This is a genomic window from Lysobacter sp. Root604 (genome assembly GCF_001427505.1).
Classification (GTDB): domain Bacteria; phylum Pseudomonadota; class Gammaproteobacteria; order Xanthomonadales; family Xanthomonadaceae; genus Lysobacter.
Genome location: NZ_LMGS01000009.1, coordinates 1,116,238 through 1,128,668 on the forward strand (window position 1 = coordinate 1,116,238; position 12,431 = coordinate 1,128,668).

Here is a 12,431-nt window from a genome sequence, read left to right on the forward strand (position 1 = left end):
TTGCAAAAGGGGGGCTAGGGGGGATTTGCTGTTGCTGTTGCCGTTGCTCTCGCCCCGATTCCCCACCCCTCAACCAAACGGCGACGCCCCATAGAAGCGCCGCAGCTGCGCCGCGATCTCCGGCATCGCCTCGCGCAGCAGGGCGGGGTCGCTGAAGTGGTACTCGGTCGCGACCGCGAAAAACTCCTCCGGCGCTTCGGCTGCGTAGGGATCGATCAGGGTCTTGCGGCCGGAATCGACCTCGTCGACGAAGCCGTCGTACACGCGCTGGAAATCGCGCGCCCACTCGCGCTGCCAGGGACGCGGCAGCGGCGGGGTGCCGTCGAGCAGGCCGTCTAGCGCGTCGAGCTTGTGCGCGATCTCGTGCGCGGCCACGCAGAAGCCCGCGCGCGGGTCCTCGCAGTCGGCCAGCACGTCTGCCCAGGACAGGATCACCGGCCCGGCGTCCCAGGCTTCGCCGATCAGCTCGTCCTGCCATTCGTGGAGCACGCCGGCGGCGTCGATGTGGCTGCGATTGACCCGGAACGCATCCGGATAAACGATCAGCTGCGACCAGCCGCGCAGGCCTTCCTCGCCGAACTCCAGCAAGGGCAGGCAGCACAGCATCGCCAGCATGCAGCGTTGGCGATCGTCGAGGCTGAGCTCGCCGATCGGGCTGATGGTCTTCTCGTGCACGAAGCGCGCGACCAACTCGCGCAGGCGCGCGTCGCGCGGCGCGTCCAGCGCTTGCGCCCACGGCACCGCCGCGCGTGCGTCGCGCCAGAGATCGTCGGCGATGGGCGGCGGGCGCCGCAGACGGCGCAGAAGTTCGAACACGGCGGGCGAGGGCGCGGCGGAGGGAGCGACAGGCTAACCGCAAGCGTTCGCCGACGCACAAACGGACGCGCCAACAGAGCGAATGGGTGGGCTAGGGCAACAGCCGGAGCGCGGCGCGCTCCAGCGGGTCGGGCTTAGCGGAACATGCCCGGCAGGAAGCTATGCCAGCGCGGCGACTGCAGACGGCCGTTGTTGGCGTCGCTGTGCACCGTGGGCTTGGCCTTGGGATCGGTGCGCGTGGGCGCGACCACGGCCCGATTGTTCGCGCGCACCGTGTCCTTCTTCTGCGAGGCGCTTTCCGGGCAGCTTTCGTTCGCGCTCAGCTTGACCTCGCGCGCGGCGACGCTCGCACTGGCGAGGGCGATCAGCAGGCAGAAGCAGATCCGTAGCATGGCGGAATCCTCGTTAGCCCGGATGGGTATCGCCACCGGACAGATCCGGACTATAGCGCGAAACTGTGCGCCCCGTTGCGGCAACCCATGCTGCGTCGCAGCAGGTTCGGACGAACGGTTCGGGCAGACTCCGGGCATGAGCCCGCCGCGCCCGCCCCTGACCGCTCCCGCCCTGCGCCGGGCCCTGATCGCCGGCGCCCGCCGGGTCATCGCCGGGCGCGACACTTTGAACAAGATCAACGTGTTCCCGGTCGCCGACGGCGATACCGGCAACAACCTGGCGCACACCCTGGGCAGCTTGCTGAATGGGGCTTTGAGCCGGCGCAGCCGGCATATCGGCGAGCTCCTGCTGCGCATCGGCAACGACGCCATCGACGGCGCGCGCGGCAATTCGGGCGCGATCCTGGCCCAGTTCCTGCACGGGGTGGCCGAGCACGCGCGCGGCCAGCCGGTGCTGGACGCGGCCGCGCTGGCGGCCTCGGTGCGGCACGGCGCCGACAGCGCGCGCGCGGCCCTGGCGCATCCGGTCGAGGGCACCATCCTGAGCGTGATCGGCGCCTTCGCCGACGCCCTGGACGAAGCCGCGCGCGAGGCGAGCGGCGAGGGCGACCCGCGTCCCGGCTTCGCCAGCGCGCTGGCCCGCGCCCGCATCGCCCTGGCGCGCACGCCGCAGCAGATGGCGCTGCTGCAACGCGCCGGCGTGGTCGATGCCGGCGCGCAGGGTTTCGTCGACCTGCTCGAAGGCATCGCCGAGTTCGTCGACGGCGGCCCACGCGCGCTGCGCGTGCATGGCGCGGTGGCGGCCGCCAACGAAGCGCCCAGCGCGAACGAAGGCCATGCGCCGCACGAGGGCGTCGATCCCGAGCGGCGCTGGTGCAGCGAATGCCTGCTGCTGGGCGAAGGCATCGAACGCGATCGCCTGCGCGCCGCGCTGGAAGCGATCGGCGCCGATTCGCTGGTGCTGGCCGGCGGCGGCACGCGCATGCGCGTGCATGCGCACGTCGGCGCGCCGCAGCATCTGTTCGATGCCTGCGCCGCGTTCGGCACGGTCGAGGGCATGAAGGCCGACGACATGCTGTTGCAGCAGCGCAGCGCGGAATCCTCGCAACGCGTGGCGGTGGTGACCGACAGCGCCGCCGACCTGCCGCAGGCCGTGCTGGAGCGCCATGCGCTGCACGTGGTGCCGGTGCGCGTCAGCGTCGACGGCCGCGATTATCTGGACAAGGTCGGTCTGGCCACGGCCGAGTTCTACCGGCGCATGGCCGCCGCCGCCGACCTGCCCAAGACCAGCCAGCCGCCGCCCGGCGATTTCCGGCGGCCCTTCGATTTCCTGCTCGCCCATCATCCGGAAGTGGTGTACGTGGGTTTGTCGCGCGCGGTTTCCGGCACGCTGCAGTCCGGCGAGCAGGCGGCCACGCGCGCCGACCCGCTGCGGGTGCGCGTGTTCGACAGCGTCAACGCCGCCGGCGGCCAGGGCCTGCTGGCCTGGCGCGCGGCCGAGCTGGCCGAGGCCGGCGCCGACCTGCCCGCGATCCTGGCCGAGCTGGAACGGTTGCGCCCGCTGACCCTGACCTGGGCGATGGCGCGCGACATCTCGCATGCGGTGCGTGGCGGCCGTATTCCGGCCTGGGCCGGTCCCGCGGTGCGCTACAGCGGCCTGACCCCGGTGGCGCGGATGAAGGCCGACGGCCGTCTCGGCGTCAGCGGCGGGCTGCTGGCGCGGCGCAGCGCGCCGGAGAAGTTCGCGCGCTACGTCGCGCTCCGACTGCCGCGCAACGCGTCTTGGCGCGCGATCGTCGGCCATTGCGACGCGTACGACGATGGCGCGCGCCTGCTCGAATGCCTGCGCCGCCGCATCGATCTGGCCGAAGCGCATCTGGTCGAGACCGGCCCGGCGATCGGCGCGCACGCCGGACGCGGCGCGCTGCTGGTATCGGTGCAGCCGGCGCCCTGACCCATCCGCGTTGTGATGTCGCAGCGGCGCAAGCCGCGCCCGCGCCCATGCGGCCCCGGTGTAAGCCCCGATGTCGGCACGCTATCGCCACCGCAGGCGCCCAAACCGCAGGCGTTCAAAATGCACCCATGCGGCCAGGCTCGTGCCCTTTAGTGAGGCTCGCGGTCGCGGCTTGCGCCGCTCCTACCCCAGGGCCGCGGTACGCATGCGGGCGCGGCGCTCGCGCATAATCCGCGTATGCCGTCCCCGTCCCTGACCTCGATCGCTCCGGCGACCTACGCGCTGATCCTCGCCGCCTATTTGATCGGATCGCTGTCCGGCAGCCTGCTGCTGGGGCGCCTGCGCGGCGTGGACATCCGCCAGCTGGGCAGCGGCAACGCCGGCGGCACCAACGCCTTCCGCACCCAGGGCCTGCGCTTCGCCTTGGGCGTGGTGGTCATCGATATCGGCAAGGGCATGCTCGCGGCCTGGCTGGCGCTGCGCTATGCGCCGGTGGCCAGCGCCCTGAGCGTGACCGCGCACGGTTATACGGCCGCGTTCGCGGCCGTGCTCGGTCACGTCTGGCCGCTGTGGCACGGCTTCCGCGGCGGCAAGGGCGCGGCGACCGTGGTCGGCGGCCTGTTGGTGTTGTGGCCGTTCGCCATCCCGGCGCTGCTGATCGTATGGGTCGCGACCCTGGTGCTCAGCGGCTACGTCGGCCTGGCCACCGTGCTGGCGGCGCTGTGCCTGCCGCTGCTGGCCTGGTGGAGCGATGCCGGCGAGCCGCGCCTGTGGTTCGCTTGCGCGGCGGCGCTGCTGATCGTCTACACCCATCGCGGCAATCTCGCGCGCCTGCGCGCGGGCACCGAGTCGCGCTTCGCGCGCGCGCGCCTGCTGCACCGCCTGCGCCGCGGCTGATGGACGAGCGCGCGCTGTTGCAACGATTGATCGCCGGTCCGGCTTCGGGCGACGCGCTCGCGCGCGTGTCCGGACAGACCCGCGCCGCGGTGTGGAAACGCATCGAGGCGCTGCGCGAAGCCGGGGTCGCGATCGAGGCCAAGCCCGGTCGCGGTTACGCGCTCAGCCAACCGCTGGACTTGCTGGACGCCGCCGCGATCGTGGCGGCGCTGCCTGCGCGCGAACGCGCGCGACTGGCCGAGCTCGAAGTGGCCTGGAGCATCGACTCCACCAACAGCGAACTGCTGCGCCGCGCCACGCCCGCGCAGGGCGCGACGGTGCTGCTGGCCGAGCGCCAGACCGGCGGCCGCGGCCGGCGCGGGCGCGAGTGGGCGTCGCCGCTGGCCGCGCATCTCTATCTGTCGCTGTCGCGCGGCTTCGGCGGCGGACTCGCGCGCCTGGGCGGATTGAGCCTGGTCGCCGGCATCGCCGCGGTCGAGGCCCTGCACGGCCTGGGTTACGACGGCGTGCGTCTGAAATGGCCGAACGATCTGGTCGTGCTGGACGCGCGCGGCCTGCGCAAGCTCGGCGGCCTGCTGATCGAAGGCGGCGGCGAGCACGCCGGTCCGGCGCGCGCGGTGATCGGCCTGGGGCTCAATGTGCGCATGCCGGCGGCCGCGGCGGCGGCGATCGACCAGCCCTGGTGCGATCTGGCCACGCTCGGCGACGGCACGGCGCCCGCGCGCGACACGGTCGCGGCGGCGCTGCTGGCGCGCCTGCTGCCGGCGCTGGACGAGTTCGACGCCGACGGCCTGGCGCCGTTCCTGCCGCGCTACGCGGCCCTGGACGCGCTGGCGGGCGCGGCGATCGCGGTGCACGGCGGCAACGGCCAGCGCCAGGACGGCGTCGCGATCGGCCTGGCCGAGGATGGCGCCCTGCGCGTGCGCCTGGACGATGGTTCCCTGCAGAGTTTCCACGCCGGCGAAGTCAGCGTGCGGCGCGCGCCTGGAGCGAGCGCATGAGCGCCTGGCTGTTCGATCTCGGCAACACCCGGCTCAAGTGCGCGCCGCTGCAGGCCGACGGTCGCGCCGGCGCCGCGCTGGCCTTGCCGCATCGCGAGGAAGATGTGGCCGCCGCGCTGGCGCAGGCCTTGCCCGCGCGCATCGAGGTCGCCTATCTGGCCAGCGTGGCCGCGCCCGGCCTGCGCCTGGCGGTACTCGACGCGCTCACCGCGCGCTGCGCGCGCATCGCGGTCGCGCGCACCCAGGCGCGCCTGGGCGCGGTGCGCATCGCCTACGTCGATCCGCGCAAGCTCGGCGTGGATCGTTTCCTGGCCCTGCTGGGCACCCACGCGCGCGGCGACGGCGCCAGCCTGGTCTGCGGCGTCGGCACCGCCCTGACCGTGGACCTGATCGACGCCGACGGCCTGCACCTGGGCGGCCGCATCGCGCCGTCGCCGACCCTGATGCGCGAGGCCTTGCACGCGCGCGCGGCGCAGCTGCCCGAGCAGGGCGGCGACTACGTCGATTTCGCCGCCGATACCGAAGACGCGCTGGCCTCGGGTTGCGACGGCGCCGCGCTGGCCCTGATCGAGCGCAGCCTGGACGCCGCCCAGCAGCGCCTGGGCCAACGCCCGCGCCTGCTGCTGCACGGCGGCGGCGCCGAGGCCCTGCAGCCGCACCTGCCCGAAGCGGAGCCGGCACCGGGATTGGTGCTGGACGGGCTGGCGATCTGGGCCGCGGTCGAGCGCGAGGGCGCAGGCGTGGGCGGCGTTGCCGCCTGATCCCCGCGCGAGCCCGTCCGGCGGGCGCGGCGTGCTGATGCGCACACTTGCTGCCTAGAATCGACGCGTGATCCGCCTGGAACCCAGCCCATGCTGCTGCGCGCCCTGATCGTCCTGTTGCTGGTGCTGAACCTGGGCGTGGCCGCGTGGTGGTGGCAGCGCGAATCCATGCCCGCCGCGGCGCCGGCCGCCGTCGCGTCCGGGATCGCGCCGCTGCGTTTGCTGAGCGAGACCGCGCCGCGCCCGCGCACGGCCGTCAAACCCGCGCTCGCGCAGGCGGTGCCGGCGGCCGTCGTCAGCGCGCCCGATCCGGCCGTGGCCGCCGCCGCGAACTGAGCGCGGCGCATCGCTAGCGCACAGCGCGACGTCGTCCGCTTCGGCGTCGTTGCCATCGGCTCGATACGCACGCGCCGCAGCACACGATGCGCCGGTCGGCGCCGACGCCGCATCGGCGGCCATGTGACGCTCGCCATCGCATTGCGCACGCGCACGCAGCGAATATGACGCGCGTCGCAACGCGCGCGTTCGAGGCCCGTGCGAACTGGGAGCGCGTGCGGCCCAGGGCATAGAATCGCGCCATGCTGGTCCGCGCGCTGCTCGTACTGTTGTTGATGCTCAACCTCGGCGTGACCGCGTGGTGGGGCCTGCGCGCGCGGGTGTCGCCGCCTGCGCCCGATGCGCCGCCGCTGGGCATCGCCCGTCTGCAATTGCTCAGCGAGCGCGATGCGCCGGCCGCGCGCGCGAACGCGCGCCCCGCGATCGGCGCGCCCAGCGCCGCGCTGCGCGATGCCACCGCGACCGTGCCGCCGCCAGCACCCGCCCCGGCATCGCCACCGGCGGATGCCGCGCCCACGTCCACGCCCGAGGCTACCGCGCCCGAACCCGTGGCCGCGCTAGCCAAGAACGCGCGCTGCTACAGCTTCGGTCCGTTCGAGAGCGCCGACCTGGCCGGGTCCGCGCGTCAATACCTGCAACCGCTGGCGCAACGCATCGCGGTGCGTGAGCAACGCGCCGCGCCCGCGCGCGGCTGGCGCGTGCTGCTGCCGCCGCAGCCCTCGCGCGAGCAGGCGCAGGCGGTTGCGCAGCGCATCGCCGCCGCCGGTTTCAACGATTACTTCGTGGTCGCCGACGGCGCCGAAGCCAATGCGATCGCGCTCGGCCGTTACCGCACCGAAGACGCCGCGCGCAAACGCGCGCAAGCCCTTAATGCGGGCGGCTTCGCGGCCCAGGCCGAACCGCTGGGCGACGCCCGCGCCAGCACCTGGCTGGACGTGGTCGCGGGCGAGGGCTTCGATCCCGACGCCGCCCAAGCGGCGATCGCGGTGCAGCGCCGCGGCATCGACTGCGCGAAGCTGCGCTGAGTCGCGGCACGCCTGGGGCATTTCCGGGGCGCATCCGCACCGGAATCCGCCACCCGACGTGCGCACGGGCTAGAATGTCGCCCTTCGCCGGCATAGCTCAGTTGGTAGAGCAACCGCCTTGTAAGCGGTAGGTCGTCAGTTCGATTCTGACTGCCGGCACCAAAGCCTGGGGTTGGTCGTTCCCAAGACAACCTGGCGATGACAGCAAACCTCGCAGTGGCGGGGTTTTTTTGTGTCTGGTCGTCCTGGGCCGCCTATTGCAGCGGTTTAGGGGTGAGGCCAGGCCACCACCACCAGCGTCATCCGCTACGTTGCCTCGCACAGCAAAGGCAAGCCGCCGGCGCGCCCTTCACTCGCGGGAGGCGCGTGCGCGTTTTCCACCCTTGCGTTTCGTGGTCTCGCGACTTTTAGCGAAGTCCGGGAAGGCCTCCGCTATCGGCTCCGCATCCGGCAAGATGTAGAACACTCCGCCGCGCTCGAACGTCGGACGGATGATCTGCTCGTAAAACTCGGGCGAGACGTTGATGCAGCCATGAGTGACGCGGTTGTCGTCCGGCGAAGGCGATGCAAGGCGTTCGGGGCGTCTCTCTTCGGGGACGCCAGTGGCGATAGGGTGGATGGAGACCGCGGAATCGTAGTCCACCCACAGCACGCGGCCTGCGTCGATCGACGGGCCGAAACCGCCCACGAAGCGACCGGCAGGCGTGGTGCGATCCCGGCCTGGAATCTCGCGCAGCGCTAAACCGGCGACGCCGGGGGCCGTGTGATCGCCGACCGCCGAGCCAAACAGCCCGGGTGCCGCGCCGCGTAGCCGGCCGTCGCCGCCGAACACCAGGATCTGCGCGGAGGCCTTGTCTATGACCGCGAAGGGATAGCCGTGGCTGTCCTTGGCTGCGACCACCCAGCCCGCGAGCTCGATGACCGTGGCGGATACGTCTTGATCTGGCGGAAGCTGGTCGGCGGCGGCTACTGGTCGCGTAGGGGCCTCCTCGGCGCTGGCCGCGTCGAAGCTCGCGAACGCCAGCACCAATGCCAGCGCACCATGAATGGCCCGGATCGCAGGGCGTGTGCTCGTACGGATGGGACGGTTCCTTAGAACGAAGACTGGGCAAAGACCAAGGACGCCGGTGGCCGGCAAAGGCCACCGGGTCCCGATTCAGGTCGTTCGTCGCGAGTCGTGCAAGAGCGATTAGCCGCGCGGCTTACGGCGCGGCGCCGCTTCGAGCTGCTGGACGCGGCTTTCCATTTGATCCAGGCGCTGGTTGGCTTGCTGGGCGGACTGATTGGCGGATTCGGCGCTCTGGGCCGCGCCCTGCACCTTCGTGTCGAGTTGATCGAGGCGCGAGTTGATCCCTGCGAACTCTTCTTTATAGGTGGCACAGGCGCCGAGGCTCAGAGCGACGATCGCCACGCCGAGCGTACGTGCCACCACCAGATGTTGCTTGGTCAAAAACATTCCAATCTCCTTCGTCGGGGGAACCTGGAATATAGCGGCCTTTTTATCGGTGTCATGACCCGTCTTCAGCTGAGGTTGAAGTACGTGGATGGATTGTGAAGATGTGGCAATTAGTGAGAGCTGTAGCCTGAATTCATCGGGTTCCGCGAGAATTCGCAGCGTTTGATCGACTATCGCAAGCTGATCCGCAGTCACCATCCACATTCAAGGTGAGCAGCAGGTCTCAATGAGCGAGCGGTTTGGCACGGATCGATCTTCAGGGACTTCTTCGACTCCCCTATTCATCAGCAAGGAAGGCCATGCCGGCCCTCATGCGCCTAGGTGGTCGACATAGTCTCCCGGCATCGCTGTTGCGCCGCGCGCAATGTCCGCTTTGAGTCGGAAGCGGACATTAACGTCGCCCAGGCGGGTCCGCCCTGCCGAATGTCCCTTATCAGCCAGTAGCGGTCATCTGCAGCTCCTCAGTCCAGCCGCGCCGCAAAACGCGATCGTGACAGGCCTTAGCTGGAGACATTTTCTCGCGCAGCTATTCTCTCGACCAGCGTGTTGATCGCCGCCTCCATCGCACGGGCAGTCTTGTCGCCGCTCTGGTTGGTGATGACGAAAATGCCAAGGTCGTACTTCGGCACGATGTAGATGTAGCACTGCGAGCGGGGCACGCCACCATGATGGGCATAGTAGGCGCCCTTCAAGCGATCGCCGCCAATGATGTTCCAGAAATAGCCGATGCTGAACTCGGAATCGAATTCGACGAGGGTACGGTGCGATTCCGTCACGACGGGCCCACCGGCCAGCTGGAACTTGAGGTACTTCACCATTTCCGGGGCGGTCGCCTTTACGTTCCCTGATGCTCCCCAAGGCAACTCCGGCATGGGCGTGGTCGGTACCGCGTTGTCACTGTGGTAGCCGACCGCAAGCCGGGGCTCCTCAGCATCGCTCAGCCTGATTCTAAGGTCCGCCATCGCCGCGGAATCGCGAAAGAACCCGCGTAACACCGACTCGTAGTCGCTCTTGTAAACCATCTCCAGGATATGCGCCGCCAGTTGGGTTCCAGCACTGGAGTAAGCGTAATCCTTTCCGGGCACCTGGCGAATCTCGACGGAATGCAGGTCCTTGAAGAAATGCGCTTTGCCATAGCCGGTGTAAATGGCATTGAGTTCGCGAGGCGTGCGCTGATCGGTGAAGTCCTCGAGCACCCTGTTCGCGCGTTCTGGCAACATATTCGGCAAGCCGCTCGTATGCGACAACAGGTGACGGATGCGAATGGGATTGCCCTTGTACTGCAGGTTCGGATAATCGCCGTGCAGATACTTCCGAACGTCGTCGTCCAGCTCCAGCCTGCCCTCCAGGACGGCATTAGCCATCAGGGTCCCCGCCATGGTCTTGCTCAACGAACCGATTTCGTAGAGGGTTGCATCGGTCGGAGGTCCAGGCTTGCCGGCTTCCATGTCGCCGCGATGACGGATGAATTCTCTACCCCGATAGACGACTGCGATCGAGGTCGAGTGGAGCAACGGCTGCTGTATCAGTGCTGCGGCAACCTCATCGATGTCCGCTCCCAGGTCCTTTGCCGGCACCTCCTCGCCCTTGCAGCCCGCAGCCAAGAGCACGACGGACAATACGAAGTAGTTGAACCACCGCCCGTTTCGAACAATCCTCGAAATCGCTTGCATGCGTCGGTGCTTGAAGGGCTGTGGAAAGGTCTCCCAAGATAGCTGAATGCCGAGGCTCGCGCCTGCATCTGTTCTCGCAGAGGCCGTCCCCAACCAGGTGTGTGTGGACGTCCGCTTCGGGTCGGAAGCGGACATCGCATCGGTCGTGACCTCCGCCTGATCTAAAGCTCCGCTGAGGCGATAGCAGAACTAGCGATGTAATGGCGAAGGCCGGAGACACTCGCAGGGACGGTGTCAGCGACTTCCCTCATCGGCGGGCCGCTCGCGTTTCCGGGCTCAGGCGGGAAGCCTGCCCTTGAGCGCGTTGCGCGCCGCATTCGCCTGGTTGGCGTCGGCGAATTTGGGTAGCACGACGTGCCCGCCCAGCGTGACGATCTCGAACGTCGAGGCAACCGCGCCGCCGCTCCCGCCAGTGCCAGAGGGATGCACAGGTCCCAGTGCGGCGATCTGGCGCGGGTCGATCAGATAGCCGGCAACTTCAGTCCACATGGCTCGGTCCTCCTTGGTTGGAGGCCCGATGGTAGAGCACAGTCGCAGGCCGAGGAGCCCGGTCGAACCATCCGAAGAACAGCGGCGCGGCCAATCGGTGAGTAGGTAGTGCATGCAGCGCCACGCCCTCGGGGACTCGCCGCCGGTACGCGCTGTCGATTGCCTGCTAGCCACGGGAACCCTTTGCTAGCGGGCGAATCGGACCGGATCCGGTAGTAGGCTTGAGGGGCCAATCACCCAACTCACCACCGGAGACTTCCTTGGACTTCAAGTTCGAACTGGATCGCTTGCGTTTCGAGATGAATCAGCATGTCCTGCAGTTGCGCGAGGACCTGGACGTCGCGCGCGGCGACCTGCTGGCCACCAACGCCGTTCTCCACGCGGTCGTCGCGACGCACCCCGATCGGGAGCGTCTGCGCTCAGTGCTGGCGAAATTCGATGAGCAGGCTTCGGAGCGCGCAAAAGCAGGGTCCACCAAGTGTCGATACGCCTATGCGGGGGCGATGAGCAGCCTGGAATGGACGATGACGGGCGCGGATGCGAGCGTGGCCGGATAGATTCGGGCGTCCGCGAGCTTCAGCTGGGACCGCTTCAGGTCGGCCAGCCTGGCCAGGCTCGCGCGTCCCTCGGCTTGCGCCTCTTCATTCGCGACGTGCGTGCGTGGCTGTCATCGGTTCCGAGGCTTCCTTGCGCAACCACGAGCAGAACGCATCGACGGATGGATGGCGTTCGGCGCCCGCGCGACGCACGATCCAGAACGCGTAGGCGTTGGGCAGCGCGAGCGCGTAGGGACGGATCAGGCGCCCGCGTTGCAGGTCGTCCTCGACTAGCGGCGCGACGCCGAGCGCGACGCCATGGCCGGCGACCGCGGCTTCCTGGGCCAGGTAGATGCTGGAGAACACCGGCCCGCGGTTCGCGTCCACGCGCTTCGCGGCGCTGGCCTGCAGCCAGGCCGGCCAATCGGGTACGCCGACGCGGCCGAGCGCGCTTTCGTCGTGCAGTAGGGTGTGGTGGCGCAGGTCGTCGGGCTTGGCCAATGGATGCGCCGCGTCGGCGGGCAGCGTAGGCGCGCAGACCGGAAACACAGGCGCTTCCAGGAAACGTTCGGCATCGACGCCGCTGTAGCCGCCGGGTCCGTAGCGGATCGCGACGTCGGTGCCGTCGCGCACGAAGTCGCTGCGCTCGTTGCCGGTCTCGATGCGCAGGCGCAGTTCCGGATGGTCGCGATGGAAGCGATGCAGCCTGGGCGCCAGCCACTTCGCGGCGAAGGACTCGACCGTGCTCACGCGCAGGTCCGCGACCGTCGGCGCCATCGCGCGGTCCAGGGCCAGATCGAGTTGCCCGAACACCTCGCCCAGGGAGGCGGCCAGGGTCGCGCCCTCGGCGGTCAGTTCGACCGAGCGATGGCCGCGATGGAACAGCTTCAGGCCGAGGTAGGCCTCGAGGTGTTTGACCTGATGGCTGACCGCCGCCGGGGTCACGAACAACTGCGCGGCCGCAGCCTGAAAACTGAGGCAGCGCGCGGCCGCTTCGAAGGCCCGCAGGGCGTTGAGCGGAGCGGCGTGGCGGGGCTTCACGGGCGCCTCGGACTGGCGGATGCCTGAGCGCATGGTATCAAGTTATTTTTACTA

Annotated in this window: 14 protein-coding genes and 1 tRNA gene; 8 read left to right on the plus strand and 7 right to left on the minus strand. The window is 69.4% G+C overall.

All coding sequences use genetic code 11. The features are described 5' to 3' along the window. Positions 1–69: 69 nt before the first annotated feature. Together ASD69_RS13210 and ASD69_RS22255 are read right to left on the minus strand one after the other, a co-directional pair. On the minus strand, positions 70–816 hold the full coding sequence (locus tag ASD69_RS13210) for a M90 family metallopeptidase (protein WP_056178620.1): 747 nt from the start codon (positions 814–816) through the stop codon (positions 70–72). 134 nt (positions 817–950) lie between these two features. After that, a complete protein-coding gene (locus ASD69_RS22255; RefSeq protein ID WP_056178623.1) occupies positions 951–1,208 on the minus strand; it encodes a hypothetical protein in 258 nt (85 codons plus the stop codon). Between the two features lie 136 nt (positions 1,209–1,344). Between ASD69_RS22255 and ASD69_RS13220 the strand changes: the two genes are divergently transcribed. The 7 genes from ASD69_RS13220 to ASD69_RS13250 all read left to right on the plus strand — a co-directional run bounded on the left by ASD69_RS13220 (position 1,345) and on the right by ASD69_RS13250 (position 7,344). Next, positions 1,345–3,162 (plus strand): DegV family protein, encoded by a 1,818-nt coding sequence (locus ASD69_RS13220; RefSeq protein WP_056178627.1) that lies wholly within the window; start codon positions 1,345–1,347, stop codon positions 3,160–3,162. Between the two features lie 237 nt (positions 3,163–3,399). After that, complete coding sequence (gene plsY, locus ASD69_RS13225) at positions 3,400–4,059, plus strand: glycerol-3-phosphate 1-O-acyltransferase PlsY (protein ID WP_056178630.1); 660 nt, start codon at positions 3,400–3,402, stop codon at positions 4,057–4,059. Further along, positions 4,059–5,060: a bifunctional biotin--[acetyl-CoA-carboxylase] ligase/biotin operon repressor BirA gene (gene birA, locus ASD69_RS13230; protein WP_056178634.1), complete on the plus strand. Its 1,002-nt coding sequence runs from the start codon at positions 4,059–4,061 to the stop codon at positions 5,058–5,060. The genes plsY and birA overlap by 1 nt, the downstream gene beginning before the upstream one ends. After that, a complete protein-coding gene (locus tag ASD69_RS13235; protein WP_056178637.1) occupies positions 5,057–5,821 on the plus strand; it encodes a type III pantothenate kinase in 765 nt (254 codons plus the stop codon). The genes birA and ASD69_RS13235 overlap by 4 nt, the downstream gene beginning before the upstream one ends. 90 nt (positions 5,822–5,911) lie before the next feature. Continuing rightward, the gene (locus ASD69_RS13240; protein ID WP_056178641.1) at positions 5,912–6,157 is read left to right on the plus strand and encodes a hypothetical protein; all 246 of its coding nucleotides are present in this window, start codon (positions 5,912–5,914) and stop codon (positions 6,155–6,157) included. A gap of 242 nt (positions 6,158–6,399) precedes the next feature. Beyond that, complete coding sequence (locus ASD69_RS13245; RefSeq protein ID WP_056178644.1) at positions 6,400–7,182, plus strand: SPOR domain-containing protein; 783 nt, start codon at positions 6,400–6,402, stop codon at positions 7,180–7,182. Between the two features lie 86 nt (positions 7,183–7,268). Next, positions 7,269–7,344 (plus strand) — tRNA-Thr (locus ASD69_RS13250). A gap of 187 nt (positions 7,345–7,531) precedes the next feature. On the opposite strand, the gene ASD69_RS13255 is transcribed toward ASD69_RS13250, so the two are convergent. From ASD69_RS13255 to ASD69_RS13270, 4 genes are all read right to left on the minus strand, one after another. Then, positions 7,532–8,218, minus strand: a complete 687-nt coding sequence (locus ASD69_RS13255; RefSeq protein WP_343123522.1) for a L,D-transpeptidase — start codon at positions 8,216–8,218, stop codon at positions 7,532–7,534. Between the two features lie 153 nt (positions 8,219–8,371). Next, a complete protein-coding gene (locus ASD69_RS13260; protein WP_056178649.1) occupies positions 8,372–8,638 on the minus strand; it encodes a hypothetical protein in 267 nt (88 codons plus the stop codon). A gap of 500 nt (positions 8,639–9,138) precedes the next feature. Next, positions 9,139–10,311 (minus strand): serine hydrolase domain-containing protein, encoded by a 1,173-nt coding sequence (locus ASD69_RS13265; RefSeq protein WP_056178655.1) that lies wholly within the window; start codon positions 10,309–10,311, stop codon positions 9,139–9,141. 276 nt (positions 10,312–10,587) lie between these two features. Further along, positions 10,588–10,800 (minus strand): hypothetical protein, encoded by a 213-nt coding sequence (locus tag ASD69_RS13270; RefSeq protein WP_056178658.1) that lies wholly within the window; start codon positions 10,798–10,800, stop codon positions 10,588–10,590. Positions 10,801–11,060: 260 nt separating this feature from the next. Here ASD69_RS13270 and ASD69_RS13275 point away from each other — a divergent pair, with 260 nt between their 5' ends. Then, positions 11,061–11,357: a hypothetical protein gene (locus tag ASD69_RS13275; RefSeq protein ID WP_056178662.1), complete on the plus strand. Its 297-nt coding sequence runs from the start codon at positions 11,061–11,063 to the stop codon at positions 11,355–11,357. A gap of 84 nt (positions 11,358–11,441) precedes the next feature. Here ASD69_RS13275 and gcvA read toward each other — a convergent pair whose 3' ends face one another. Continuing rightward, a complete protein-coding gene (gene gcvA, locus ASD69_RS13280) occupies positions 11,442–12,377 on the minus strand; it encodes a transcriptional regulator GcvA (RefSeq protein ID WP_162250655.1) in 936 nt (311 codons plus the stop codon). Positions 12,378–12,431 lie beyond the last annotated feature (54 nt).

Bases quoted from the DNA above. Each gene is read 5' to 3' on its own strand.
- ASD69_RS22255 (WP_056178623.1), bottom strand. From the start codon at position 1,208: ATGCTACGGATCTGCTTCTGCCTGCTGATCGCCCTCGCCAGTGCGAGC.
- ASD69_RS13220 (WP_056178627.1), top strand. From the start codon at position 1,345: ATGAGCCCGCCGCGCCCGCCCCTGACCGCTCCCGCCCTGCGCCGGGCC.
- plsY (WP_056178630.1), top strand. From the start codon at position 3,400: ATGCCGTCCCCGTCCCTGACCTCGATCGCTCCGGCGACCTACGCGCTG.
- birA (WP_056178634.1), top strand. From the start codon at position 4,059: ATGGACGAGCGCGCGCTGTTGCAACGATTGATCGCCGGTCCGGCTTCG.
- ASD69_RS13235 (WP_056178637.1), top strand. From the start codon at position 5,057: ATGAGCGCCTGGCTGTTCGATCTCGGCAACACCCGGCTCAAGTGCGCG.
- ASD69_RS13240 (WP_056178641.1), top strand. From the start codon at position 5,912: ATGCTGCTGCGCGCCCTGATCGTCCTGTTGCTGGTGCTGAACCTGGGC.
- ASD69_RS13245 (WP_056178644.1), top strand. From the start codon at position 6,400: ATGCTGGTCCGCGCGCTGCTCGTACTGTTGTTGATGCTCAACCTCGGC.
- ASD69_RS13260 (WP_056178649.1), bottom strand. From the start codon at position 8,638: ATGTTTTTGACCAAGCAACATCTGGTGGTGGCACGTACGCTCGGCGTG.
- ASD69_RS13265 (WP_056178655.1), bottom strand. From the start codon at position 10,311: ATGCAAGCGATTTCGAGGATTGTTCGAAACGGGCGGTGGTTCAACTAC.
- ASD69_RS13270 (WP_056178658.1), bottom strand. From the start codon at position 10,800: ATGTGGACTGAAGTTGCCGGCTATCTGATCGACCCGCGCCAGATCGCC.